The 25,758-nt window shown below is 72.0% G+C and carries 21 protein-coding genes; 6 read left to right on the top strand and 15 right to left on the bottom strand.

The features are described 5' to 3' along the window. Nucleotides 1–6 precede the first annotated feature (6 nt). The 5 genes from D0Z08_RS26655 to D0Z08_RS26635 are packed head-to-tail and all read right to left on the bottom strand — an operon-like array spanning nucleotide 7 to nucleotide 4,571. Nucleotides 7–1,119, bottom strand: a complete 1,113-nt coding sequence (locus tag D0Z08_RS26655; RefSeq protein WP_118928331.1) for an acyl-CoA dehydrogenase family protein — start codon at nucleotides 1,117–1,119, stop codon at nucleotides 7–9. After that, the gene (locus D0Z08_RS26650; RefSeq protein ID WP_118928330.1) at nucleotides 1,116–2,270 is read right to left on the bottom strand and encodes an acyl-CoA dehydrogenase family protein; all 1,155 of its coding nucleotides are present in this window, start codon (nucleotides 2,268–2,270) and stop codon (nucleotides 1,116–1,118) included. The genes D0Z08_RS26655 and D0Z08_RS26650 overlap by 4 nt, the downstream gene beginning before the upstream one ends. Then, entirely contained in the window at nucleotides 2,267–2,830 is a 564-nt protein-coding gene (locus D0Z08_RS26645) for a nuclear transport factor 2 family protein (RefSeq protein WP_118928329.1), read from the bottom strand. The genes D0Z08_RS26650 and D0Z08_RS26645 overlap by 4 nt, the downstream gene beginning before the upstream one ends. Beyond that, nucleotides 2,830–3,579, bottom strand: coding sequence for an SDR family NAD(P)-dependent oxidoreductase (locus D0Z08_RS26640; protein ID WP_118928328.1), 750 nt, complete (start codon nucleotides 3,577–3,579; stop codon nucleotides 2,830–2,832). The genes D0Z08_RS26645 and D0Z08_RS26640 overlap by 1 nt, the downstream gene beginning before the upstream one ends. Next, complete coding sequence (locus tag D0Z08_RS26635) at nucleotides 3,576–4,571, bottom strand: LLM class flavin-dependent oxidoreductase (RefSeq protein ID WP_118928327.1); 996 nt, start codon at nucleotides 4,569–4,571, stop codon at nucleotides 3,576–3,578. Before D0Z08_RS26635 ends, D0Z08_RS26640 begins: the two co-directional genes overlap by 4 nt. 92 nt (nucleotides 4,572–4,663) lie before the next feature. On the opposite strand from D0Z08_RS26635, the gene D0Z08_RS26630 reads away from it, so the two are divergent. From D0Z08_RS26630 to D0Z08_RS33510, 4 genes are all read left to right on the top strand, one after another. Next, the gene (locus D0Z08_RS26630) at nucleotides 4,664–5,521 is read left to right on the top strand and encodes an SDR family NAD(P)-dependent oxidoreductase (RefSeq protein ID WP_118928326.1); all 858 of its coding nucleotides are present in this window, start codon (nucleotides 4,664–4,666) and stop codon (nucleotides 5,519–5,521) included. A 13-nt stretch (nucleotides 5,522–5,534) separates the two neighbouring features. After that, the gene (locus D0Z08_RS26625; protein ID WP_245994535.1) at nucleotides 5,535–7,010 is read left to right on the top strand and encodes an MFS transporter; all 1,476 of its coding nucleotides are present in this window, start codon (nucleotides 5,535–5,537) and stop codon (nucleotides 7,008–7,010) included. 446 nt (nucleotides 7,011–7,456) lie between these two features. Next, nucleotides 7,457–11,077: a MobF family relaxase gene (mobF, locus tag D0Z08_RS26620; RefSeq protein WP_118928324.1), complete on the top strand. Its 3,621-nt coding sequence runs from the start codon at nucleotides 7,457–7,459 to the stop codon at nucleotides 11,075–11,077. 216 nt (nucleotides 11,078–11,293) lie between these two features. Further along, nucleotides 11,294–11,422, top strand: a complete 129-nt coding sequence (locus D0Z08_RS33510) for a hypothetical protein (protein WP_281271778.1) — start codon at nucleotides 11,294–11,296, stop codon at nucleotides 11,420–11,422. A 17-nt stretch (nucleotides 11,423–11,439) separates the two neighbouring features. Here D0Z08_RS33510 and D0Z08_RS26615 read toward each other — a convergent pair whose 3' ends face one another. Then, a complete protein-coding gene (locus tag D0Z08_RS26615) occupies nucleotides 11,440–11,973 on the bottom strand; it encodes a helix-turn-helix domain-containing protein (protein WP_220454364.1) in 534 nt (177 codons plus the stop codon). Between the two features lie 126 nt (nucleotides 11,974–12,099). Here D0Z08_RS26615 and D0Z08_RS26610 point away from each other — a divergent pair, with 126 nt between their 5' ends. Further along, entirely contained in the window at nucleotides 12,100–12,327 is a 228-nt protein-coding gene (locus D0Z08_RS26610; protein WP_118928323.1) for a helix-turn-helix transcriptional regulator, read from the top strand. A 61-nt stretch (nucleotides 12,328–12,388) separates the two neighbouring features. After that, the gene (locus D0Z08_RS26605; protein WP_118928322.1) at nucleotides 12,389–13,564 is read left to right on the top strand and encodes a tyrosine-type recombinase/integrase; all 1,176 of its coding nucleotides are present in this window, start codon (nucleotides 12,389–12,391) and stop codon (nucleotides 13,562–13,564) included. Here the strand turns inward: D0Z08_RS26605 and D0Z08_RS26600 are convergent. The 9 genes from D0Z08_RS26600 to D0Z08_RS26560 form a co-directional block, all read right to left on the bottom strand. Continuing rightward, a complete protein-coding gene (locus tag D0Z08_RS26600; RefSeq protein WP_118928321.1) occupies nucleotides 13,534–13,854 on the bottom strand; it encodes a type II toxin-antitoxin system RelE/ParE family toxin in 321 nt (106 codons plus the stop codon). The two genes, D0Z08_RS26605 and D0Z08_RS26600, sit on opposite strands and share 31 nt — an antisense overlap. Next, entirely contained in the window at nucleotides 13,851–14,105 is a 255-nt protein-coding gene (locus D0Z08_RS26595) for an addiction module protein (RefSeq protein ID WP_118928320.1), read from the bottom strand. The genes D0Z08_RS26600 and D0Z08_RS26595 overlap by 4 nt, the downstream gene beginning before the upstream one ends. Before the next feature lie 140 nt (nucleotides 14,106–14,245). Continuing rightward, nucleotides 14,246–15,190 carry a 1,4-dihydroxy-2-naphthoyl-CoA synthase gene (locus D0Z08_RS26590; RefSeq protein ID WP_118928319.1) on the bottom strand — a complete coding sequence of 315 codons (945 nt, stop codon included), beginning with the start codon at nucleotides 15,188–15,190 and terminating at the stop codon, nucleotides 14,246–14,248. A gap of 68 nt (nucleotides 15,191–15,258) precedes the next feature. Beyond that, nucleotides 15,259–15,711, bottom strand: coding sequence for a nitroreductase family deazaflavin-dependent oxidoreductase (locus tag D0Z08_RS26585; RefSeq protein ID WP_118928318.1), 453 nt, complete (start codon nucleotides 15,709–15,711; stop codon nucleotides 15,259–15,261). A gap of 67 nt (nucleotides 15,712–15,778) precedes the next feature. Then, nucleotides 15,779–16,390 (bottom strand): ACT domain-containing protein, encoded by a 612-nt coding sequence (locus D0Z08_RS26580; protein WP_118928317.1) that lies wholly within the window; start codon nucleotides 16,388–16,390, stop codon nucleotides 15,779–15,781. 56 nt (nucleotides 16,391–16,446) lie between these two features. After that, entirely contained in the window at nucleotides 16,447–18,201 is a 1,755-nt protein-coding gene (recD, locus tag D0Z08_RS26575) for an exodeoxyribonuclease V subunit alpha (protein ID WP_118928316.1), read from the bottom strand. Next, nucleotides 18,198–21,596, bottom strand: coding sequence for a UvrD-helicase domain-containing protein (locus D0Z08_RS26570; RefSeq protein ID WP_245994533.1), 3,399 nt, complete (start codon nucleotides 21,594–21,596; stop codon nucleotides 18,198–18,200). Before D0Z08_RS26570 ends, recD begins: the two co-directional genes overlap by 4 nt. Continuing rightward, entirely contained in the window at nucleotides 21,593–24,928 is a 3,336-nt protein-coding gene (recC, locus tag D0Z08_RS26565) for an exodeoxyribonuclease V subunit gamma (protein WP_118928315.1), read from the bottom strand. The genes D0Z08_RS26570 and recC overlap by 4 nt, the downstream gene beginning before the upstream one ends. Nucleotides 24,929–24,966: 38 nt before the next feature. Next, nucleotides 24,967–25,485: a PGPGW domain-containing protein gene (locus D0Z08_RS26560; protein ID WP_118928314.1), complete on the bottom strand. Its 519-nt coding sequence runs from the start codon at nucleotides 25,483–25,485 to the stop codon at nucleotides 24,967–24,969. Nucleotides 25,486–25,758: the final 273 nt, after the last annotated feature.

Raw genomic sequence — 25,758 nt, 5'->3', positions numbered from 1 at the left:
GCCGCTCTACGACGCCGGGTCGGGCCGACCCGAGGTGACGAGAGGCCAGAGGTCCCCTCCCGCGGCCAGCGCGAAGGCACCGACGCGTCGCTCCCAGTCCCTGGCGCCGCCGAACTCGCCGCGCCACGCCAGCATCCGCAGGGTGAAGTGACGCAGCCGGTGGTCAAGGGTGAAGCCGATGGCACCGTGGACCTGGTGCGACACGCGGCTGACCACGTCCGCCGCGCGGGCGGACTGGGACTTGGCGACGGCCACGGCAAGCTCACCGGCAGGGCTCGCGATGCCGTCCTGTACGGCGGTCCGCACGGCCACCTCGCACGCGGCCCGCGCGGCGGTGACTTCGCCGGCAGCCTCCGCGACCAGGTGCTGCACCGCCTGGAACCTGCCGAGCGGCCGCCCGAACTGGATGCGTTGCGACGCGTGCTCGATCGTCAGCCCCAGGGCACTCTCCATTGCTCCGCAGGTCTGCACCGATCTGGCCAGCGCCCCGCGCAGCAACCACTCGCGGGCGAGGCCGCTGTTCACCGGTACGACGGACTCGCGGGGCAGATCGAGGTCGAACCGGACGGCGTCGCGAGGTTCGTGCGCCACGTTGTGACCCGGCACGATGCTGCAGCGGTCCGCAGGGAGCCGGATGACGACCTCTCCGGCGACGGTCGAGCCGAGCACCACGAAGGTGTCGCAGTCCCTCGCCCAGGGCACCCGGTCCGCCGTGCCCGCGACCCGCACCATTCCCCCGTCGGCCTCTGAGACAGCCACCTCGCACGTCCCCGAGGTCAGCGGGCCGTCCGGTACGGCGAGCTGCGCGACTGTCAGCAGCCATGCCGCCAGCAGGTCAGTCTCGGCGATCGGGCCCGGTGCGGCGTACTCCGCCGTCGCCGAGATCAGCGCAGCCGCCTCGGCGATGCCCGCGCCGCTCCCGCCCGCCGGCATCGGGGTGCTGAGGAGGGTGAGGCCGGAGGCGGCCAGGGTCTGCCACAACGAGTCGTCGAACGGGAGCGCCTGCCGGGGCGCGGTCAGGGCGTCAGCGGCGTACTTGTCGAGGATCGAGCACGCGAGCTGCCGCAGGTCCCGGAGGTCTTCCGCATCGGGCATCGCCGTTGCTTGGTCCACTGTCATCGCAGTCCCAGTCCTCTCGCCATGACGCCGCGCAGGATCTCTGAGGTCCCGCCGCGCAGTGTGAATCCCGGTGCGTGCAGGACGCCTTCGGCGAGCAGGCGGGAGAGGTTGTCGACGGCGTCGGGGTCCGGGGCCGTCGCGGTGTGCTCCGCGACGGTCTCCACCACCTGCCGCTCGAACCGGGTGCCGAGATCCTTGACCACGGCCGCTGGCACGTCGACGGAGGTGTCGTCGGTCAGACCGCCTGCGATCGACAGCGACAGCTGGCGCAACGTGAGCAGGCGGGCGACGAGGCCGCCGACCATCCGGACCTCCTCGGCACCGGGTTGCTCCACGAGCTTCTCGACGTACGACGTCAGGAGCGGCAACGACGACAGGATGCGCTCCGGGCCGCTGCGCTCGACGGCAAGCTCGGAGGTGACCTGTGCCCAACCGTCGCCCGGCCGGCCGAGCACCAGCTCGTCAGGTACGAAGACCTTCTCGAGCACGACCTCGTTGAAGTGGTGCTGCCCGGTCAGCAGCAGGATCGGGCGGATCTCGATGCCCGGCGAGTCGAGCTCGACGATGAACTGGCTCAGCCCGTCGTGGCGGTGGTCCGGGTCCAGGGGCTCACTGCGTGCGAGCACGAAGAACGCCCGGCAGTGCTGCGCTCCCGAGGTCCACACCTTGGTGCCGGTGAGCTCCCAGCCTCCGGGCACCTTGACCGCTCGGGTCCGGACGCTCGCCAGGTCCGACCCCGACTCGGGCTCGCTCATGCCGATGGCGAAGTAGGTCTCGCCGCGGGCGATCCCCGGGAGGTACCGCCGCCGCTGGTGGTCGGTCCCGTGACGCATCAGGGCGGGGCCGACCTGGCGGTCGGCGACCCAGTGCGCCGCCACCGGAGCCCCCGACGCCAGGAGCTCCTCGGTCACGACGTAGCGGTCGAGGTGGGACCGGCCGTGCCCGCCGTACTCCTTGGGGATGGTCATGCCGAGCCAACCGCATGCGCCGAGCCGGCGGCTGAACTCCTCGTCCCAGCCCGAGATCCACGAGTCCACGCGCGGGACGAACCGGCCGGCCGCCAGCTCCGCAGCCAGGAAGCTGCGTACGTCGTCCCGGAGGCTCTTGCTGTCCGCGTCGAGCTGGACGAGAGGTGGGACCAGGTTCGTCATGGCGTCGCTCCCACGGGCTGCGAGGTCACGTCGCAGGCGTCGTACGGCGCCCAGAAGTCGACCCAGGTCGGGAAGCCGTGCGGCAGCCCGGGGCCGCCCGGCGTCGTACCCCAGCTGTCGAAGCCCACCGCCTGGGGCCGCTCGGTCACGTCGGCGGCGTACCAGTGGCGTTCCCGGCGCCGCGAGAACAGCCACTCGCCGTCGACCTTCTGGTACTCGTCGTCGTAACGGATCGCCATCACGATCCAGCGGTCGCCCACCTCGTGCTCGGCGCGGCAGTACACCTGCCCGCGCGCGGTCTCCGGTCCGAGGAGCTCGACCCGGTGTCCGACGATCTGGTGCACGGAGCGGTAGAACCAGCGCAGCTGCGGGGTGATCTGGCGGCGCAGCTCCTCGCGTCCCTGTCCGTGCCGGCCGAGCCGGATGTCCGGGGTGAACAGCGCCACCCACGCGTCGACGTCGCGCTCGTCGACTGCGATGGCGTAGCGGATCGGCAGCTGCTCGATGTCCAATCGGTCCTCGATCCGAACGATCCTCCCGGCAAGAGCGTGGTCCACCATCACGAGCCACCAGTGAGCATCAGGGTCTGGCCGGAGAGGTAGGTGAGGTCGTCGGCCGCGAGTGCCACCACTGCCCGGCCGATGTCCGCCTCGGGGTCTCCCACACGGCCGAGCGGGACCCGGGCCTCCATCCTGGCGAAGCGGTCGGGATGGGCCTCGCGGAAGTCCTGCGAGGAAGGCGACAGGGCGTTCGGGACGATCACGTTGACCCTGATGCCGAACCTTCCCCACTCCCTGGACGCCACCCGCGAGAGTCCGCGGATCGCCTCCTTCGCCATCGCGTAGGCGCCGAACGCCACGTTGCCCTCGATGGCGGTGCTCGACCCGAAGTTCACGATCGATCCGCGACCACTGGCCTTGAGGTGCGGCAGGGCGGCCTGCATCGCGTAGAGCGTCGCCAGGGCGCCGGACCGCCAGGCCAGCTCGACGTCCTCGTCGGTCGTGTCCTCCAGCTTGGCCTGCACCGAGGACTGGGCGTTGTTGACCAGGATGTCGATCCCACCGAGCGCGCGCACGGTGGCGTCGACGGCCGCGTCGACCTGTTCGCGCACGCCGACGTCACAGGCGAAGGCCACGGCCGTCCCGCCGAGGTCGGCGATCTCCGCGGCGACGGCCTCGCACTTCGAGAGCGTGCGACCGACGAGCGCGACCGACGCGCCCTCCTTCGCGAGCGCCAGCGCGGTCCCTCGGCCGATGCCCTGACCCGCTCCGGTCACGAGCGCCACCCGGCCCTCCAGACGACCCGTCACTTCTCGTCCTCCGATCCTGGGCGCTGCTCCGCGAGGAGCGGCGCGAGGTTGTTGCACACCAGCTGCACGTGGTCCCTGGCTCGCTCCTCGGACATCCCGCCGATAGAGGCCCAGAAGTAGACCGTCTCGACGGGTGCGCCGGCGGTGTACGCGCGCACCCGCTCGGCCATCCGGTCGGGCGGCTCGAGGAAGAAGTAGTCGATGCTCGTGCGCGGCTCACGACTACGCAGCTTGGCGGCGTCCACGGGCCGCGGAACCGGCTGGTCGGTCCCCTCGACCATGTGCCTCCGGTAGGAGTCGACCTGGTACTCCAGGTGCTCGGAGACCCACGCCCAGTCCCGCTCCGGATCGTCGGAGACGAACCCCTGGATGCCGCCGGCCATCCTGCCCGCGGAGGCGTCGTACCCGGCGCCGACCAGCGCGTCGCGGTAGTGCGGCCACATCTCCGCGTTGGCGGTCAGCAAGCCGGTCCCGAGGCGGCCGGCACGCCCGGCGCCCTGCGGGCCGAGGTAGCCCAGCCACAACGGGACGGGGTCCTGCACCGGCCGCGGCGTCACTCCGCCCGCCGCCCACAGCGCGCGGAGCGCCCCGACCTGGGCATCGGTCCGTCCGTACCGCCTCTCCTGGGGTACGCCGTACAGGTCGTACTCGGGCTTGCGGTAGCCGGCGCCCAGGCCGAGGTCAAGCCTGCCGTTCGAGATCAGGTCGACCAGGGTCGCCTCCTCTGCGAGACGGACCGGGTGATGGAGAGGGGCGACCAGCACAGCAGTGCCGAGGCGCGCCCGGGTCGTGCGTGCGGCGACCGCCGCTGCGAAGGTAAGGGGCTGGGTGAGGTAGCCGTCGTCGAACTGGTGGTGCTCGGTGAACCACAACGAGTCGATGCCGAGGCGGTCGGCCTCCTCGCACAGCTCGAGGGTGAACGCGTGCAGGCGGGCCGGGTCCTGGCGCCAGCGCTGCGGGTTCCGGAGGTCGAAGTACAGTCCGACGCGCACGTTCGCGACTCCATTCGTGGGTCAGGGACAGCCGAATGATCTAGATGATTGTACTGTAACATCGGATTCCGAAGCTCGCTCAGGGAGGAACCATGGCTGGTCGCCTGCAAGGAATGGTCGCGATAGTGACCGGGTCGGCATCGGGCATCGGGCGCGCGTGCGCCATCGCCCTCGGGACCGAAGGAGCATCCGTCGTTGTTGCCGACCTCTCCGCGGACGGAGCGGTGAAGGTCGCGGACGAGACCGCCGAACGCGGCGGGCTGGCCCACGGCGTGCGAGTCGATCTCGGGGACGCGGAGTCGGTGGAAGCGATGGTCCAGCAGACCGTCGACCGGTTCGGCCGGCTGGACATCCTGCACAACAACGCAGCTGCCACCCACCTGGCTGCCACGCGCGACCTCGACGTCGGCGACATGGACCCCGACGTCTGGGACGAGACGATGCGCATCAACCTGAAGGGCACGATGCTGGCGACCAAGTTCGCACTGCCGCACCTGATTGCCGGCGGTGGAGGCAGCATCGTGAATACGTCAAGTGGCGCCAGCCTTGCGGGCGACCTCGGCCACACGGCGTACGCCGTGTCGAAGGCCGCGATCAACGCGCTCACCCTCAACACGGCGGCGCAGTACGGCAAGGCGGGGGTCCGGTGCAATGCCGTCGCCCCCGGTCTCGTCGTCACGCCGGCGTCGGCCGACAACTACGCCGGGCCCCTCGGCGAGATGATGCTCCGCCACCACCTCACCCCGAGGTTGGGCACTCCCGCCGACATCGCGGCGATGGTGACGTTCCTCTGCTCGCCCGACGCCGGCTTCATCACGGGACAGATCATCAACGTCGACGGGGGCTCCCACAGCCACGCGGCGCATCTCGCCGACATCCGGGACCTCCGGTCCCGGCCCGCAGCCGGCGAGCGCGTGGATGCAAACGGTTCGACCCGGCCGACGGCCTGATCCGAGCCGTTCCGTGCTGATCACCCGAGGGCGTCACCAAATCACGTTCGCGGTGCTGATGGTCGCCGTCGGGTCGTTCGCGCTCCTGCAGTCGCTCGTGGTGCCCGTCCTGGGACAGCTGGAGCGGGAGCTCGACACCAACCAGACCACGGTGACCTGGGTGCTCACGGCGTACCTGCTCTCCGCGTCCGTGTCCACCCCGCTGTTGGGCCGGCTCGGGGACGTCGTCGGCAAGAAGCGGATGCTGGTCCTCACGCTGGCGGCGCTCTCGGTGGGCTCGCTCATGGCGGCTCTCTCCGAGAGCATCGGGTGGTTGATCGTCGCTCGCACGGTCCAAGGGGTCGGTGGCGGCGTCATCCCCCTGTCGTTCGGCATCATCCGAGACGAGTTCCCGCACGACAAGGTCAACAACGGGCTGAGTGTGGTCGCCTCCCTGGCTGCCGTCGGGTTCGGGATCGGGATCGTGGCCGCGGGACCGATCGTGGAGCTGCTGAGCTACCACTGGCTCTTCTGGATCCCGATGGTCACCACCGCTCTCACCGCTCTCGCGGCGGCGACCCTCGTGCCCGAGTCACCGGTGCGCACGCCAGGGCGCATTCCGCTCGTGCCGGCGTTGCTGCTCTCGGCTTGGCTGCTCGTCCTGCTCATCGGGGTCAGCCAGGGGAATCGATGGGGATGGGAGTCCAGCCGCGTAGTGGCGCTGCTCGTCGGCGCCGCGATCCTCGCCGCGGCGTGGATCGTCGTCGAGACCCGGGTGCCGGTCCCGCTGATCGACATGAGGATGATGCGCCGCCGGGGCGTGTGGACCGCCAACGCGGTTGCCGGCTTCGTGGGCTTCGGTGTCTACGCCTCCTTCGGCTTCCTGCCGCAGTTCCTGCAGACTCCGGCCGAGGCCGGCTACGGCTTCGATGCCACGCTGACCGAATCGGGTCACCTGCTGCTGCCCTCTGCCGTGGCCAGCTTCCTGATGGGATTCCTGACGGCGAGGCTGGTGAAGCGGCTCGGCACCCGCGTCGTCATCATGTCCGGGACGCTGGCCAGCGCCGCCGCCTTCGCCTCGATCGCCGTCTGGCACGACGCAACCTGGCAGCTGTTCGTGGCGACCACCTTCCAGGGCATCGGTACCGGCCTGGTCTTTTCCAGTCTCGCGGGCGCGGTGATCGCGGCCGTACCGTCGGACCAGACCGGTGTGGCAAGCGGGATGAACGCGAACATCCGGACCATCGGCGGCTCGGTCGGCTCGGCGGTGATGGCGGGCGTGGTCACGGCACGCTTGGGTCCGACCGGCGCTCCCGCCGAGAGCGGTTACGTCGTCGGCTTCGCGGTTCTCGCTGCGGCGATGACGTTGGCCGCGGCGGCCGCCGCCTTCATGCCCGACGTCCGCGACCAGCCGACCCACGACCCACTCGAGGACGCACAGAACGCAGGCCTGGCCCTAGTCCCCGGCGGCCCGGCGTTGACCGAGGTGCACCCGCCTGGCGGGCGCTGACCGGGTGCTTCGACCGCTGTGGTGTCGCTGACCGCCATAGGTCACATCTGCCGGCCAGTAGGTGTTCGAACGCGAACCTCTACGGCTCCCGCTGCTGTGTCGGCTCGCGGGGACTGGCAGGACATACCGGGAGCCGCTGGCGCGGGTCGCACTGCGCGCAGGGCAGCAAGAGGAGCCAGCGCCCAGCGGCGGCTGGGGCGTATCGAAATATCGAAGGTCCTACTCCGTCTCACTCCCCGAGCCTCCCCAGCGCCGCCTGCCCTTCCCGAATCACTGGACACCGTTGACTACTACTGACTGCTCAACTTTCGTCCCAGCCACCCCTGACACCCCGTTCACACACCCTTCAAACCGTCGGCACGCATGCTACGAAGGTTCGTAGATGGGCCGCCCGACTCGGGTGGCCCACGAGTCATTTTCGGGCGACATGTTGGACGTGATTGGTCATGCATGGTGGCGTCAAGATCTACAACCGATCACCCGCCGCTGCGCGCGCGTACGTCGAGGCCGACCGGTCCCGGGTCGATGACTACTACCTAGCCGAGGGCACCGGTATCGCCCGACGGTTCGGCGCCATGCCCGACGGCGAGGGTGTGATCGATCTGGGGGTGCTGGACGGCGAAGGGTATGAGCAGTGGGTTGCCGGCTTCGATCCGGTGTCCGGTCAGGCGCGGGATCGGCGCCGCGAGAACGGCAATCCGGTGCGGTTCGTGGAGATCACGGTCAACGGGCCGAAGACCTGGTCCCTGGCCGCGGCACTGAACCCGGAGGTCTCGGCCGCCTACGACGCCGCGCAGGACCGGGCCGCGGAGCAGGTCATCGGCTGGGTGGCCGAGCACGCCACCACCCGGGCCGGGCCGCGCGACCGTCAGGTGCAGGTGCCGGTCGAGAACCTGGAGGCGGTGACGGTGCGGCACTACACCTCTCGCGCCGGTGATCCGCACCGCCATCTGCACCTCCAGGTCAACGCGCGGGTGTTCGCCGTCGGACAGTGGCGGGGACTGCACACGGTCGGGTTCCGGGACTACATCGAGGCCCTCAACGGCATCGGCCACGCCGCGGTCATGTGCGACCCCGACTTCCGCGCCGCACTGGCCGGCGCCGGGTTCACCCTCGACCCCGCGTCTGGGGAGGTCGCCGAGCTGGCGCCCTACGTCGGGGCGTTCAGTGAGCGGGCCGCGCAGATCGGCCGGAACATCGACCGCTACGAGGCCGAATGGCGCAGGGCGAACCCTGGTCAGGAGCCCGGCCCGGCGATCCGTCGGTCCTGGGACCGACGGGCATGGAAGGACGCACGCCCCGACAAGGTCGCACCCAAAGACGGCGCCGAACTGGTGGCGGCCTGGAACCAGCAGCTGACCGACCTCGGCTACCAGGACCCCGCGCCGCAGCCCGGGCTGCCGATCATCGTCGAGGCACCGCGGATGGGTGAGTTCGACCGCGACGCGGCCGTGGAGACCATCCTGGTCCGGCTCGGTGCCCGGCGGTCGGCGTGGAACGCCGCCGACATCCGCGGCCACGCCGAGAAAGCGATCGCCGGAGCCGGGCTCGTCCTCGACCCAGGTGTGCGCATCGAGCTGGCCGAGGACATCACCGCCCGCGCCATCGAGGCGTGCGTGCCGCTGCTGCGCCACCCGGGTGTGCCCGAGCACATCCGGTCGCTGTCCTCACGCCACGTGCTGGATGTCGAGGCCGACATCGTGGCCCGGCTCGCCGACCGCGCCAGCGTCGCCGTGACGCCGACGGTGCTGTCGCCCGCCGCGGGGACCGGACTGGATGAGCCCCAACGCACCGCAGTCGGGGTTCTGTCCGGGACCGCGGAGCTGGTGGTCATCGAGGGCGCGGCCGGGGCGGGGAAGACCACCACCCTCGCCGCCACCCAGACCCTGCTCGGTGAGCAGGGCCGTCGGATGCTCGTGGTCACCCCGACCCGGAAAGCAGCCCAGGTCGCAGCCCGCGAGGTCGGCACCGCGGGCTCGGTCGCCTGGCTGGTCCACCAACACGGCTACCGGTGGGACACCGACGGCCGGTGGACCCGCGTCCCCGCTGAGCCAGCGTCCGAGGCAGTACTGGGTCAAGGTGACCTGCTGCTGGTCGACGAAGCCGGGATGCTCGACCAAGACACCGCCCGCGCGCTCCTCACCCTCGCCGACGAGATGGGCGCCCGCCTCGCCCTCGTCGGTGACCGGCATCAACTCCCCGCCGTCGGCCGCGGCGGCGTCCTCGACCTCGGCGCCCGCTGGGTCCCACACCAAGCACACGTCGACCTCGACATCGCCCACCGGTTCGCCGACCCCGAGTACGCCGCGATCAGCCTCGCCCTGCGCACCGGGTCCTCCACCTACACCCTCCCACCGCCAGCCCCATGCCAAGCAGACAGTGAGCCGGTTGGTGAGCCGGTTGGTGAGCCGACCCGGCAGGTGTGGGCAGCGCTGTGGCGCCGCGACCAGGTCCGGATCTACCCCAGCGAGACCGAACGCACCCAGGCGCTCGCCCAGCTTGCCGCCGACGGCATCGTGAGCAGAGATCGGCGCGCGCGCCAGATGTTGATGCTGGCCGACACCCGCGAACAGGCTGCCGCTCTCAACGGCGCGATCCGCGACCGGCTCGTCGCCGCCGGCCGAGTCGACGACACCCACGCGGTCGCCACCGACGCCGGCGAACGGCTCGGCGTCGGGGACCGGATCGCGACCCGCCGCAACGACCGCGACCTCGGCGTGACCAACCGCGACACCTGGACCATCACCGCCATCGGCCCCGACGGCAGCCTCGCCCTCAGAGGCCGAAAGGCCACCGACCTGCGCACCCTCCCCGCCACCTACGCCCGCAAGCACACCGAGCTCGCCTACGCCACCACCGTCTACGGCGCCCAAGGCGAAACCACCCAAACCGGACACCTCGCGTTGGGTGAGCACACCTCAGCAGCCTCCGCCTACGTCGCGATGACCCGCGGCCGGCACAACAACATCGCCCACCTCGTCGCCGAGAACGAGACCGACGCCCGCCGCCAATGGGAGCAGGCCTTCGCCCGCGACCGCGCCGACCTCGGCCCCACCGTCGCAGCCGCGCAGGCCGCCGAGGACATCGAGCGCTACGGAACCCAGCAACCCACCCGACCCCTCAACCAAGTGCTCGGCAACCTATGGACCGCCTGGACCCAGCAGGCCGACCTCCACGACCACCACCAGCGGCTGGCCGGCGAACGCGACGCCCTGCAGCAGGTGGTCGCGATCCATGCCCGCTACACACCCGACCGAGACCGCCTGAAGGGCGTCGAGGTCGACGCGAGACGCAGCTGGCTCCAGGCCCGCCAACACGTCGACGACCTCGACGCCGCCCAAAAGGCCGAGATCGAGGACCTCCAGACGCGGGTCTGGGCCACGTGGCGCCAGGACCTCGCACAGGCGCGGGACGCCGCCGAGATCGTCCGCGACGGACCCGGGCGACTCGGCCAACGCCGCCGGCAGGTCCGCGACGCCCAGGCCGACCTGACCGCCTTCGCCCAACGCTGGCGCCCCGCCGTGCCCGACCTGCCCACCGACCCTGCAGAGCTCGCAGAGCAGGTCAGGTGGCTGCACGGCCGCCACGTCGAAGACCCGATCAACGCCTACGTCGCCCGTCAGGTTTCCGACGCCCACTCGGACGCGGACCAGATCCGTCTGGCCGAGCGCGACGCCTCCGCGGCGTACGAGCGGGCCGAGCGGGCGCGAAACCAGCTCGATGAGGCGAGGTACGCAGCGCTGCGCCCATACGGGCGCGCAGGATTTGCCCGCGATGCCGCCGGTCGGCTCGCCGCCGTCGCCGACGAACTGGCAGGCGTTGAACGTGAGCTGCGCACCGTCTCCACCCGCCTCAACGCCCTCGAGAGCGAGCCGAGCGTTCGGACGCTCCCGGACGGAGAACTCGTCGTCGAACGGCGGCGGTGGGCGGCCGACCGCGTGGCTCGACACGAAACGGCTGCACGTGAGGCACGGCAGCGTCGGCAGAACCGGCAGGAGAGACGGTGGATCGAACCGCCTCCTCCGACCCGGAGCACGCCCGACCGCGGGTGGGGCATCGGCCGCTGAAACTCCCCTCACCGACCAGCGCCCTCAAACGATGTCCGATCCGGTCCGCACGCCGTTGCCTTTCAAGTCATGGACAACCGCACACCCGGCGCAGCTTTGTGGGCGCCGGTAATCGCCAGGTGAGCCCCCTCACGCCCTTAGGTCAACAACAGGCACTGTCCCTTCGGCACCGCAGTCGGGCTTAAAGGTTCACCCACAACCAGCAAGGAGAAGCAGATGAGCACCGCACCAAATCACGACGACGACAACAACAGCCACGACTGCAACCGCGGCGACGATGAGAGGGCCCGCATCGAGAACTCCGCCGCCCAGCTGCGGGTGCCGGTCGCCACGATCCGGTACTGACCGTGGACCGCGCGTTCTCAAGCGTCGAACACGCCATGGCTCCGGCCGGTCGATGCCGCCGCGACTGCGGGCTCCCAGGCCGCGCGGATCTTCTCCGGCAGCACGAGCTCGGACCAGGCATCCACCAACAGGGCGCCGTCGACCCAGCGCATGATCATGTGCTGGTCGCCCTCGGTCAGCAGGTTCTCATACAGGCGCCGACGATCCGTCCGGTCCCGCAGATCCCACTCGTCCTGCTCGCTGTGGCCGACCAGGTCCGGCATCCGCACGGTGTCGAAGCACCCCGGCACCTCGACCCGCCACAGCCGGTTCGGATACCAGAACGTCTTCAACCCCGGCCGGAAGTCGACCTCCCACACCACCGTCGTCACCATCCCCAAGTCAGCACCGGCGGCCTGCATCAGCCTTTCCGCGACATCGAGCATCGGGACCTTCCGACGCCGCTCGTACATCGACACCGCCGACTGCGTCGTCCCCGCGCGGCGCGCCAACTCGGCCTGCGTCAAACCAGCCCCGCGCCGTGCCAGCTCGATGATCGTCGGTCGCTCCACATCCCGATTATCGCCAGTCAGCGATATTCCGTCACGTCCCTGGCAAGCCTTGCGCACCTGCCTCCCGAGGCAGGGACTTCCCGCTTCCGCACCACACCTCTCGCAACCACCGATAGGAGTCACCCGATGACCGCACAACCCGCGAACCCGAGCCCGCGCCGCAACCCCGGTGACGAAATGCTCACCCTCCACGAGGCCTGCGCCTTCCTCCGGGTCCCCGAAGGCACCCTGCGCTACTGGCGCCACCTCGGCTGCGGACCCCGCAGCTTCAAGGTCGGCCGCCACGTCCGCTACTGGCGCACCGACCTCATCCTCTGGCTCACCGAACAGACCAACCGACCGCAGCACCGCTGAGATCGACGAGCCTGTCGGCGCGCGGGCGCATGATGAAGACATCTCGGAAGGGGTGACAGCCATGGGCTGGGTATGGAAGGAACGCCAATCCTGGCGCGGGTCGTACCGCGACGAAGCCGGGAAGCAGCACACCAAGTCGTTCAAGAGGCAGGTCGACGCCAAACGATGGGTCGCCACCGAAGAGTCGAAGGTCGTCCGCGGCGACTGGATCGACCCCGCCGCCGGGAAGGTGACCTTCGCGGCCTTCTACGCCGACTGGGCGCCACGCCAGGTCTGGCTGTCGTCCACCCGGGAGAACGCCGACCTGGCCACAGCGGGGGTGGTGTTCGGCGACATGCAGCTGCGGTCGATCCGGCGTTCTCACATCGAGACGTGGGTCAAGAACATGGCGGCGAGGCTCGCGCCAACGACGATCGACACCCGTTTCACGATCGTGCGCGGCGTCTTCCGCGCCGCTGTCGCGGACCGACTGATCGCCAGCGACCCGACGGTCGGCGTCGTACTGCCTCGCAAGCGCAAGGCCGAGGCGGCGATGAGCATCCCCACCAACTCCGACGTGGCCACGCTCCTCGACGCGGCCGAACCACCCGACCGGCCGATGTCGCGGCCGGGGTTCACGGCGTACGTCGCCCTGTGCGCGTTCGCCGGCCTGCGCCGCGGCGAAGCGCTTGGGGTGCAGGTCGGCGACATCGACTTCCTGGGCCGGACGCTCCGCGTCACCCGTCAGCTGCAGCGCGCCAAGCCAGCCGACGTCGAGGCCGGGAAGAACCTCGTCAAAGCCGCAGGTGACATCGCCGTTGTCGTCCGCCCGCCGAAGTACGAGTCCGAGCGCACCATCTACCTGCCCGACGAGCTCGTCGCGGTCCTGTCCGAGCACGTTCGCCAGCACACGCCGGACGGCGAGCCGTCCCGGTGGCTGTTCGACGAGGGAGGTAAGCCCTGGCACGACAATCTCGTCGACTACCGCTGGCGCTCGACCCGCACCGACGCCGGGCTCACGGCCAAGCTGCACGACCTTCGGCACTACTTCGCGAGCGGCTTGATCGCCTCAGGGTGCGACGTGGTCACCGTGCAACGCGCGATGGGCCACGCGTCGGCGACAACGACGCTGAGCACCTACGCCCATCTCTGGCCGACGGCCGAGGACAAGACCCGCGCAGCAGCCGCCGAGATGGCAGCCGCCGTGCTAGCCGCGCGTCTGCCAGCTCAGGTCGAGGTCACCCGGTCGCGCCAATAGCCCGGTCGACGCTTTGCATGAGCCACTGCCACGATCATCAGCACGTCACCCTGGACGAAGTAGACGACGCGGTAGGGGAAGTCACTGACACCCTTGGAGCGCACGACCGGCTGACGATCCCACCCGGGCCAGACCGCCCACGACTCCGGCGCATCGACCGCCGCGCCGATCGCGGCCCGCACGGCGACCTCGAACCGCAGGCCGACGCCGACCTCGCGGTCGTCGTGCCAGTCAACGTCGGCCACCAGCTCGGCTCTGGCTTCCGGATGGAAGTCGAAGCCGAGTGTCATGCGTTGCGCGCGGCCTGTCGAGCAGCCCGCCGAGCTGCCAGCTCAGCGAAGACCTGCTCACCCGGGATGGTCTCGACCTTGCCGCTGAGGATGTCGTCCACTCGCGTGGAAATCTCGTCGGTCCACGCTTCGTCGACCGACTCCTGATCGGCGACCTCGATCGACTCCAGGAGCCGTAGGGCGACGTCCTTGCGCACCGAAGGAGGCAGGGCGAGCCCCGCCTCGTAGAACTCCGATGGGCTCAACGTCATGACAGCAGTCTACGGGCTGCCGACGACGGTGCCGAGCGAAGCTCCGATGCGCCTGCAGCCACGCGTCGATCGCGATTCTTGCCACGCATCTGCCACGCATGGGGGCCCAGCAGGCCTCTGACCTGCGGAAACAGGTTGATTCAGTAGTACCAGGGGTAGGGCGACCAGTCCGGCTCGCGCTTCTCGAGGAACTGGTCGCGACCCTCCTGCGCCTCGTCGGTCATGTAGGCGAGGCGGGTGGTCTCGCCGGCGAAGAGCTGCTGGCCCACGAGGCCGTCGTCGGGGAGGTTGAACGCGTACTTGAGCATCCGCATCGCGGTGGGGCTCTTGCCGTTGATGATCCGGCCCCACTCGAGCGCGGTGGCCTCGAGGTCGGCGTGCGGGACCGCGCGGTTGACCGTGCCCATCCGCATGCCGTCGGCGGCGTCGTACTCCTCGGCGAGGAAGAAGATCTCGCGGGCGTACTTCTGGCCGACCTGGCGGGCGAGGTACGCCGATCCGTAGCCGCCGTCGAACGAGCCGACGTCGGCATCGGTCTGCTTGAAGCGCGCGTGCTCGGCGCTCGCGAGGGTCAGGTCGGCGACCACGTGCAGCGAGTGGCCGCCGCCGGCCGTCCAGCCGGGGACGACGCACAGGACGACCTTCGGCATGAACCGGATCAGCCGCTGGCACTCGAGGATGTGCAGCCGCGCGAGCTTGGCCTTGTCGATCGGGCTCGGCTCCTCGGCGCCGGTGTCGCCGCTGCCGGCGTCGACCGCCTCGTACTGGTAGCCCGCCTTGCCCCGGATCCGCTGGTCTCCGCCGGTGCAGAAGCTGCGCTTGCCGTTCTTCGGCGAGGGCCCGTTGCCGGTGAGGATCACGCAGCCGACGTCGGCCGACGTGCGCGCGTGCTCCAGGGTGCGGAGCAGCTCGTCGACCGTGTGCGGCCGGAACGCGTTGAGCACGTCCGGCCGGTCGAACGCGATCCGCACCGTGCCGTGCGCCTTGGCCCGGTGGTAGGTGAGGTCGGTCAGGTCCTCGAAGCCGGGCACCTCGTCCCACGCCTCCGGGTCGAACGTCTCCGACACACCCTCGATCGCACTCATGGCGGCGAGGCTATCGAGTTGGGTGGGTGAGAGTGATCTGGAGGTCGCTCTCACCCGCCCAACTCAGTTCAGGCGAGGGGCTCCAGCACGAACACCGGGATCTGGCGGTCCGTCTTCTCCTGGTACGACGCGTAGGTCGGCCAGGTGGCGACCGCGAGGTCCCACCACTCCTGCCGCTCGTCGCCCTCGACCAGGCGCGCACGGTAGAGCGCGGGCTCCGGCCCGTCCTGGAGCTGGACGACGGGGTCGGCCAGGAAGTTGGCGTACCAGGTCGGGTTGTCCGGCGCGCCGCCCTTGGACGCGATGGCGACGTACTTCCCGTCCTTCTCGACCCGCATCACCGGGTTCTTGCGGAGCTTGCCCGACTTGGCGCCGCGCGACGTGATGACGACGATCGGCCAGTCCGGGTTGTCGCGGAGGACGTTGGCCTCACGGCCGCCGGTCGCCTCGTACGTCGCGACCTGGTCCCGCACCCACTGGGTCGGGCTGGGCTCGTACTCGCCTTCGATGAGATCAGTCATGCCTGTGGCAATGCCCGATGCCGGGCGGGCATTCCCTGGCCGGTCGACCGGGGTCTCCCCGCCGCCTTCAGGCGCCGGCGATGGTGACCGCGAGCGCGGCGAGGTGCCCGAGCCGGGCGATCTCGGAGTCGACGAACTCCGGCCCGCCCCAGCGCCCGATCACGACGATCTGGTTGCCGTCGAGCCGGGCCGCGGCGTAGAGGGTGGAGTCGCCGTCGGACTCCGCCTCGAGCCGGCTCGGCCCCTCGATGTCGACGAACTCGAACTCGGCCGGCGCCGCACTGGTGCCGTGCACGACGCCCTTCGCGCGGTGGACCCTGGCCGCCCAGTCGGTCCGGAAGGTTCGGGGCAGCAGCTCGATCAGCTGGTCGAGCGCCTTCTCCGGCGCAGCAGTCAGCTCCTCGACCGCCTCGAGGTCGAGGGTCAGGTTGCCGCCCGCCGGGTACCGGCTGATCCAGAGGACGCGCACGCCGTCGATGGTGTTGCACGCCGACACGATCGAGTCGGGCATGGTGCCATCGACGGCCTCGAGCAGCACATCGTCGAGCGCGGTGCCGTCGGCACGCTTCTCGACGATCTCGATCGCCTCGATGTCGCCGCCCGCCATACCGATCGCGGTCGCGACCCTGCCCAACGACCCAGGGACGTCGGGCAGCTCAACGCGCAGGAGGAACGGCATGACTGCGAGGCTAGCCGCCCCAGGTTGCGCGGTCGTTTCCGGGCCGGTGCGGCGTCTCAGTCGCTGGTCAGGCGCTGGGCGAGACCGGTCGCGCGTTGCGCGCGGCGCTCGACCGCAGCGATCACCGACTCCGGGGTGCCGACCACGTGCACCCGCTCCTTGGCGCGGGTGACGGCGGTGTAGAAGAGCTCGCGGGTGAGCAGCGGCGAGTCCTCCGGCGGGAGCAGCAGGGTCACCTCGCCCACCTGGCTGCCCTGGCTCTTGTGGATCGTCATCGCGTGCAGCGTGTCGACCGCGCCGAGCCGGGCGGTCGCCAGCCGCTGGTGGGTGCCCGCCCCGGCGATCACGCCGCGCAGCCGGTCGCCCTCGCGCACGACCACGCCGGTGTCGCCGTTGAAGAGGCCGAGCCCGTAGTCGTTGGCGGTGACGAGGAGCGGGCGCCCGGCGTACCACTCCTGCCAGACCGACTGGTCCCCGAGAACACTGTCGGACAGGAGCCGCTCGGTGAGCCGGTTCCAGTGCGCGACGCCGTAGGGGCCGTCGCGGTGCGCGCAGAGCAGGCGGTGCGCGTCCATGGCGGCGAGGGCGCCGTCGGCGTCACCCGCCAGCGCCGCGGAGCGTACGGCGAGCGCGTGCTCGAGCAGCCGGGCGCGGAGCACCTCGGCGTGCTCGGCGGGGTCGACGAGGCTGATCCGCTCGTCGCCGCCGGTCAGCAGGTCGAGAGCCCGGTCGGCGTCGCCCTGACGCAGTGACTCGGCCAGCGCGCCGATGCTCTCGCCGAAGCGGTGGGTCGTGCGCAGCCCGGTCACGGCGCTCGGCGCCCGGCCGGCGAGCCCCTGCACCAGGTCGGCGAGCACGGCACCGGCCTCGACGCTGGCTAGCTGATCGGCGTCGCCCACGAGCACCAGCCGGGCGTCGGGACGCACCGCCTCGAGCAGCCGCGCCATCATCGTGAGCGACACCATCGAGGTCTCGTCGACCACGACGACGTCGTGCGGCAGCTTGTTGCGGCGGTGGTGGCGGAACCGGTTGCGCGAGCCCGGCGACCAGCCCAGCAGCCGGTGCAACGTGGACGCGGCGAGCCCGGACAGCCGGGCGCGGTCGGCGTCGCTGAAGCGGTCCTCGGCCTGCGCCTCCTCGACCGCCTGCTGCAGACGCGCGGACGCCTTGCCGGTCGGCGCGGTGAGCGCGATCCGGAGCGGTCGGTCGGCCTGCTGGGTGAGCAGCGCGAGCAGGCCCGCCACGGTGGTGGTCTTGCCGGTGCCGGGCCCGCCGGTGAGCACGGTGGTCCACTGGCGGGCGGCGGCGAGCGCGGCCGCGCGCTGCTCGTCGTACCCCTCCGGGAAGAGCCGGTCGACCGTCGCCGCCAGCGCGGCCTCGTCGACGGGCGGCGCCGGTGCGCCGATCCGGGCCAGCAGGTCGTCGCGCACCTGCCCCTCCTCGCGCCAGAACCGGTCGAGGTAGAGCAGCCCGCCCTCGCGGCGCAGCACTCCGGCGGTCATCAGCGGGCTCGCCGCGATGCGGTCCTCCCAGTCGGCGGTCTCGGGCCAGGGCAGGTCCTCGGCGCCCGCCAGCCCGGCCAGCCCGGCTAGGTCGACACACACCGAGCCGTGGCGGGCAGCGCGGACGGTGACCGCCACCGCGAGCGCGACCTCCGGGTCGCTCTCGCCCGACAGCGCGCAGATCCGCGATGCGGCGTGCACGTCAGCTGCGCTCAGCAGGCCACCCTGGTTGAACGTCGCGAGCAGGCCGGTCGCGCCGACCGCGATCCGGTGGTCGTGGCGGTCCTCGACCTCGAACAGCTCGGTCATCGCACCTCCCCGTCCAGCAGGTCGGACAGCGCCAGCACCAGCGCCGCGGGCGGCTGCCAGCTGAACACCCCGCACGGCACCCCGTCGACCTCCGGGGTGTCGGGGCCGCACATGCCGCGGACGTAGAGGTAGAGCACACCACCGAGGTGGGTGGCGGGGTCGTAGCCGGGGAGCCGCCACCGCAGGTAGCGATGCACCACCACCGAGTAGAGCAGCGCCTGCAGCGGGTAGTGCGAGTGCAGCATCGCCTCCGCGAGCCGCACGGGCGCATAGTCGGCGGCGGTCATCGGCCGGCCGATCTCGCCCAGCCGATTGGTCTTGTAGTCGACCACGAGGAACCGTCCGTCTTGCGCCGAGCCTGTCGAGGTGGGCAGCCGGAGGACGGCGTCGATGCTGCCGGAGAGGTAGCCGCGCAGCGTCTGGTCGGCCAGCGGCGGCTGCGCGAGCCGGTCGGCGTAGGCGACCATCGGGTCGTCGGCAGGAAGATGGGTCCGCAGCGCCGGGGCGAGGTCGCGCAACCGCACCTCGGCGTCACCCGCCCGTCGGTCCCGCGCCAGGTCGCCCCCCGCGAGGGGGATCTCGAAGTCGAGCTCGCGCAGCCGGTCGCGCAGCGGGATCTGTCCGAGCGTCAGCCCGTCGGCCAGCGGCCCGAGGGAGGTCGCGTGCAAGGGCAGCAGCGCGTCGGCCAGCTCGTCGGCCGTGGCCTCCGCCGGCCACCACCGCAGCTGCTCCTCGGCCCGCGCCCGCAGCTCGAGGCGGAGGTCGGACGCGTCGGGGTCGGCGTGCTCGAGGATCGCGTGGACGAGCGAGCCGAAGCCGGCGCCGGCCGGCAGGTCCGCCATCGGCGACGCCAGGTCGGCAGCCTCGTCGACGCCGCCGACCGGTGCCGGGGTCTCGACGAGCTCGACCACCGGCGGGGCGTCGTCCTCCCCCGACTCGTCGTCCTTGCCCGGCAGCTCCGGCTCACTGGAGGCGATCGCCTGCTCCTCGACCCGGATCAGCCCGGAGTACGACGTACGCCGCCACTCGGTGTCGACGTGCCGGTCGAAGACCCGCGCAGCCAGTGGCTGGTCGTCGCGGTCGGGCACGGACAGCTCCACCCGACTGGTGGTGGCCAGCTCGGCAGCCGGCCCGCCGTAGTCGCGCTCGATGGTCTGCAGGATCTCCCGCGCCCGCTCGTCGGTCTGCACGGGAGCGACCCGCAGCACGTCGCGGGTGCCGGGCCGGCGCCCGAAGAGCATCCGGTGCAGGGCGCCCTTCTCGGTGCCCTCGTCGGGAGCCCACCAGGTGACGACCTGCGACTGGGCGCGGGTGAGCGCGACGTAGAGCTTGCGCAGCTCCTCGCCGGCATCCTCGGCCCGGTGCGCGTCGACGCTGGCGGCCCACTGCCGACCGCTGCCGGCGACGTCGATCAGCCGGCGCAACCGGGCGGGGTCTGAGCGGTCGTGGAAGAGCGCCGTCTGCAGGTCCCGCTCGTAGCCGGCGTAGACGTAGGGCAGGTAGACGATCGGGTACTCCAGGCCCTTGCTGCCGTGGATGGTGACGATCTGGACCGCCCGGGCGTCGGAGTCGAGCCGCCGCGGGCGCTCACCGGCGGCCACCCGGAGCCGCTCGTCGCGGAACCACTCGAGCAGCGCCGTGAGGCCCAGCCGCTGGCTGACGGCCTGCTGGTGCAGCAGCTGGCCGAGGTGGCGCAGGTCGGTCAGCAGCCGCTCGCCCCCGACCTGGCCGAGGATCCGGCTGCTCAGGCCGCGCTCCTCGAGCGACTCGACCAGCGCCGCGACGCCGCGGGTGCGGACCAGGATCGCGCCGTCGCGCAGCTCGTCGGCGACCTCGCCGGTGAGCGCGTCGCCGCCCGCCACGATCGACGCCACGTCGTGCCCGAAGAAGCAGGTGAGCGCGGCCGACCGCACCAGCGGCGCCCGGTGCGGGGCGTCGAGCGCCTTGAGCAGCGCCAGCCAGTCGTCGGCCGCCGGCGTGAGGAACACGTCGCCGCCGCCGTTGAGCACGACCGGGACGCCGCGCCTCTGCAGGGCGGCCTCGACCATCCCGCCCTGGTAGCGATCGGCGACCAGGACCGCGACGTGATGGGCCTCGACCTGCGCGCCGTCCCAGGTCGCACCGGAGTCGAGCAGCGCCACGACGTCCCCGGCGAGGTCGATGGCGATCCGCTGACGGGCGTTCCACCACGGGATCAGGCCGTTCTTGAGCTTGAAGTCGTCCCGGGTCAGCTGACGGACCCGGAACGACGCCGGGTGGGGCGCTCCGGCCAGCCGGGAGGCCTCGTGCGCCGACTCGACCGGGCGGACCACGATGTCCGACGACCCGAGCCCGGCGTTGCCGAGGGTCGCGTTGAACTTCGCGACCAGAGCCGCATCGGAACGCCGGTTGGTGCCGAGCGTCGCCCGGGTGCCGGCCTGCGCGGCCGCCTTGAGGTAGGTGTCGACGTCACCGCCTCGGAACCCGTAGATCGCCTGCTTGGGGTCGCCGATGAGGATCAACGTCCCGTGACCGTGGAAGGCCCGCTCCAGCACCTGCCACTGCACCGGGTCGGTGTCTTGGAACTCGTCGACCAGCACGATCCGCCACCGGTTGCGCATCCGCGACCGGGCCGGGGCGGCGTCGTCCTCGAGGGCCCTGGCGAGCCGGGCGAGCAGGTCGTCGTACGACTGGATGCCGAGCCGGAGCTTGCGCCGCTCGACCTCGTCGCGGACCCGCTGCGCGAAGTCCGCGCGCGCCGCCGCCACCGGGTGCCCGAGGTCGGCCGGAGCGAGCTCGACGTTCTGGTGGGTCACCGCCTCGCGGCCGATCGCCGCGGCGGTCGCGCGGTCGATCAAGGGCGCGGAGGTACGGCGACCGTGGTCGGCCAGGTAGAGGTCGTCGACCACCTCGAGCACCAGCTCGTCGAGGGACTCGACGAGGGTGGCGGACGTGTCGCTCTCGCTGGCGACGCCGAGCGACCGGAGGACGACGTGGCAGAACTGGTGGGTGGTCGCGATCGTCGCGCTGTCGAAGGCCGCGAGCGCATCGCGGAGCCGCTCCTGCCGCCGAGCCAGCTCGGCCGGGTCGGCGTCGAGCAGGTGGACCAGCAGCTCGTTGTGGGCATCGGCGTCGCCGGTGGCCAGCTGCCGGGACACGGCCCGCTCGGCGCTGGTGAGCTGCTCCCGGACCCGCGCCCGCAGCTCCTGGGTGGCCGACCGGCTGAAGGTGATGACGAGCATCTCGTCGAGCGTCGCCTCGCCCTCGGCGACGTAGCGGGTGACCAGCGCGCCGACCGTGAACGTCTTGCCGGTGCCGGCGCTGGCCTCGAGCAGCGTCGTGCCGGTCGGCAGCGGACCGACCAGGTCGAAGGTCGGCAGCTCGGCGGCGTCGGTGGCGGCGTGGGTGGCGGTCACCAGCTCCCCACCTCGCTCTCGAGCAGCGGGCTCCACACCCGCATCGCGAGCGCGCCGAACCGGGTGGGCTCGGAGTCCTCACCGGGCTCGCCGGTGCCCGGCAGCGGCGCCTTGTCCCCCCACACCAGGACGTGCTCGGCGTCGGTGCGCTCGCCGTCGAACTTCCCGTCGTAGCGCCACGACTGGAAGTCCACCCGGTCGATCGCGACGCTGGCGTCGGTGTGGGTACGGCGGGCGCGGGCGTACTTGAGCGACGTCTTGAGCGGCAGCGGGAGCGGCGCGAGCAGACCCTCGTCGCGGATCGCGACCAGGTCACGCAGCCAGCCCAGCGCCCGGTGGTCGAGCGGCGCGAGCCGGGACACCTCGACGTCGGTGCGCGCCCGCTCGGGGCGGCCGATCGCCAGGCTGCGCCAGGCCCTGTCCTCGTCGCTCGCGGTGAGCGCGAGCAGCTTGACCCACGAGTGGAGCCGGTGCTTGGGGCCGAGCCGGGAGTAGCTGACCCGCACCAGCAGGTCGCCGTACAGCTCCGGCACGGTGCCGCGGAGGCGCCGCCCTCCGCCGAGATCGACGTCGACGTCGACCGCCCGCGGCTCCGGCCCGGTGTGGGCGAGCGCCTCACGGGCGACCGGTACGACGCGGCCGATGACCCGTTGCACGATCCGGTCGCCGAGCTCACCCGGAGGTACGACGCCGCGCCGCCGCTCGCGTGCCACCGCAGTGTCGGGGTGGTGGCCGCGGATCAGGTCGCCGAGGATCCGGTCGCCGACGGCCCACTCCTCCAGCGGGTCGAGCGTGATCGGGATGCGGTCGTCGACCGGCTCGTCCTCACGCGGCAGCGCGATGCCCAGCCGCTGCTTGAGGAAGCCCTTGACCGGGCCGCCGAAGAACTCCACGAGGTCGTCGAGGGCGACGTCGCCGGGCTCCGGCGGGGGCAGCGGCCCGGAGAGGAACGGCGGCCGCTCCTGTCGTTCGCGGGCGACGGCATGGGCGCCGGCCAGCGCGAACCGGTCGAACGCGAACGACCGGCCCGGCACCAGCTCGCCCGCCACCAGGTTGCGCCGGTCGAAGGGCTGGAGCGGGTGGGCCACGGTGACCTGGTCGCGGACGGGCCCGGCGGCGGCGGTCGCGGTGAGGTCGAGCGCGTCGAGCAGCTCGCCCACCGGCACGGCCGGCGGCCGCGGCTGGCCGGTGAACTCGTTGGCGCCGGTGTAGGTGATGACGAGGGTGTCGGTCGCGGCCAGCACCGCGTCGAGCAGCAGCTGCCGGTCCTCGCTGCGCGGGTCGCGCTCCCCCGTCAGCGGTCGTCGGGCGAGCACGTCGTCACCGTCGGTCACCCCGACCCGGGGGAAGATCCCGTCGTCGAGGCCGAGCAGGCACACCACCCGGTGCGGAACCGAGCGCATCGGGACCAGCGTCGACACCGTCAGCACGCCGGTGCGGAAGTTGGCCCGGGTCGGGCGGCCGGCGAGCCGGTCGGAGAACATCGCCCGCACGTCCGGCAGCCGCAGCTCCACGGTCGAACCGGCCCCGGCGCGCAGCCCGTCGAGCTCGCGCTGCACCTGGCCGAGCTGCCACGCGTCGCCGGGGCGCACCGAGGTCAGGGCACCGACGCCGTCCTCGATCGCCGCCAGCCAGTGGTCGAGCGGGTGGGTGCCGACCAGCCGGTCGGTGACCGCCGCCAGCCGGGACACGAGCTCCGCCAGCCGGCCGATCAGGTCGACGTCGCCGCTGCCGACGTCGTCGAGCGGCAGCACGCCACCGAGCAGCAGGTCGCTGTCGTCGGACAGGGCGACGCCGGCGAGCAGCCGGTCGAGGCCGGCCCGCCAGGTGTTGTCGTCGTACGCCGCCAGGCCGAAGTCGGCGCGGTGCGGGGCGTCGAATCCCCACTTCACCCCCGCCTGCTGGACCCAGGTCGCCAGCAGGTCGAGGTCGTCGTCGCGGAAGCCGAACCGGCGCCGGACCGGGTCCGCGTGGGCGAAGTCGAGCACCGCTCCCACCCCGGCGCGACCGCCCGCGAGGTCGAGCAGCCGGGCGACCACCGCCAGCAGCGGGTTGGTCTGGTCGAGGGCCCGGTCGGCCAGGCTCACCCGGAGCCGGTGGGCCGGATGTCCGTCGGGTCCGACCACGTCGGCGAGGCCGAACGCCGCCGACAGCAGCGGCGCGTAGCTCTCGATGTCGGGGCACATCACCAGCACGTCGCGGGGTTCGAGCGACGGGTCGTCGGCGAGCAGGCCGAGCAGGACCTCGCGCAGGACCTCGACCTGCCGGGCCCGTCCGTGACACGCGTGCAGCTGGACCGAGCGGTCGTCCGGCCGGAGGGCGCGCGCCTCGGGCCGGCTCGGCGCGTTGGCGCGGACGTCGGCCTGGAGCCAGCCGAGCAGCGTCTCGCCAACGTCGGGGGCCTCGAGGTGCGGCGCCGGCTCGTCGACGTACGTCACCGTGCCCAGGGTCCGCTGCAGCTCACGGGTGTCGCGCCCGAGCGTCGCGAGCAGCGGGTGGCCGACCTGGAGGTGGGAGCGGTCGGCAGCGCGCGGCACCACGCCGGTCAGGTCGCTGAGCCTCGTCCACAGCGCGGCCGACGGGTGCGGGAGCCAGAGGTGGACGTCGCGGTCGGCGGCCAGCGCGTCGAGCAGGGCGAGATCACTGGCCGCGAGCCGGGTGTGGCCGAAGAGGCTGACCCGCGACGGCAGGTCCACCGACCCGGGCTCGGCGCGCAGCCGCGCGATCGCCTCGGCCTGACGACCCACGGGATCGGGCCCGTCGACCACCGCCGCGAGCCGGCGCCACAGCTCGGGCTGCCAGGTCAGGTCGCCGGGGATCGGCTCGCCGGCGCCGTCGCGGTCGAGGCCGGCGGCCCAGTCGGCGATGAGCGCGGGCCGCTGCGAGGAGTACGACGCGAACAGGCCCGCCAGCCTCCGCGCGGTGGCGAAGCGCCGTCCCCTGCGCACCTCGCCGTCGTCGCCGGCGACGCCGTGGCCGAGGTGCCGGGCGAGCGTGGCGGCCCACGGCTCGTCGAGGGCGCCGTCGATGACCTGGAGGAGCGGCCAGGTCAGCGCATCGGCGGCCCAGGGGTCGTCGTCGGGCCGGCCGGAGACCACCGCGAACAGCGAGCGCGGGCTCCGGAAGTCGACTCCCGCACAGACGCCGTCGTCGCGCCCGGGCCCGTGGCCGAGCCGGTGCGAGAGCCGCTGGGACAGCCAGCGCTCGACCCCCTTCGCCGGCACCACGACCACCTCGGTCGCGAACGGGTCCGCCAGCGGGGTCGCCAGCAGCTCGCCGAGCCGGTCGGCGAGCTGGTCGGTGCGCGGCGCGCGGTGGAGGTGGAGGGTCATTGCGCGCCGAGGTTAGCCCTGACGCCCGACACGACGGGTCACCCCCCGCTCGCGTCCTCCCCGTGGTGGTGCCGGTGCTCCCGGACGTCCTCGTCGGCGTCGTCGATCTTGCCCTCGAGGATCGCGACGGCATCCGGCTTCCCGTAGAAACGGCGGAACGAGTAGACGATGAGCGCCAGGGCGAGGATGCCCGAGATGATCTGGGTGACGCCGGTCCAGACCCCGCCCGGCAACCACCACCCGTCCGACACCGGCCACCAGGACGGGACGTCCGGCTGGACGATCCACAGCACGCCGCAGGCGGCCAGCCCGAGCGAGAAGACCGTGGACGCCACGATCCGCGGCCAGGTCTCCACGCTCTCGGCGGCGCCCCGCAGCGCCCGGAGGCGGACCGGCTCGACCCACCGCTCCGCCCACTCGTACTGCTGCGACAGCACCGCCAGGCCCGCGAACATCAGCAGCAGCCCGGGCCCGGGCAGGACCAGCGCCGCGATGCCGGCGACCAGCAGCACCCAGCCGACCACCTCGAGCAGGACCCGCTTCGCCGCACCGGCCATGGGCTCATCCTGCCTTAGCCGGGTTCGCCGTCACCCGCCGAACCGATCCAGGAAGGCGAGCACGTCGGCGTCGGCCCGCCCGTGGGCGACAGCGATCCTGGCCCACTCCGTCGCCATGGCGTGGAAGCGGAGCGGGTTGTAGACGTGGCGACTTCTAACGAGCGTTGCGAATCCTGACCGGGAGGTATCGCAATGCCGCATCGTGCATGGAACAAGGCACCGGCCGACACCAAGAGCCGCTACTTCGAGCTGATCCGCCAGGGCGCCAGCGGC

This window comes from Nocardioides immobilis, assembly GCF_003515065.1.
GTDB classification, from domain to species: domain Bacteria; phylum Actinomycetota; class Actinomycetes; order Propionibacteriales; family Nocardioidaceae; genus Nocardioides; species Nocardioides immobilis.
The sequence above is the reverse complement of the archived record's forward strand: the minus strand, read 5'-3'. Positions and strand labels throughout refer to the sequence as shown.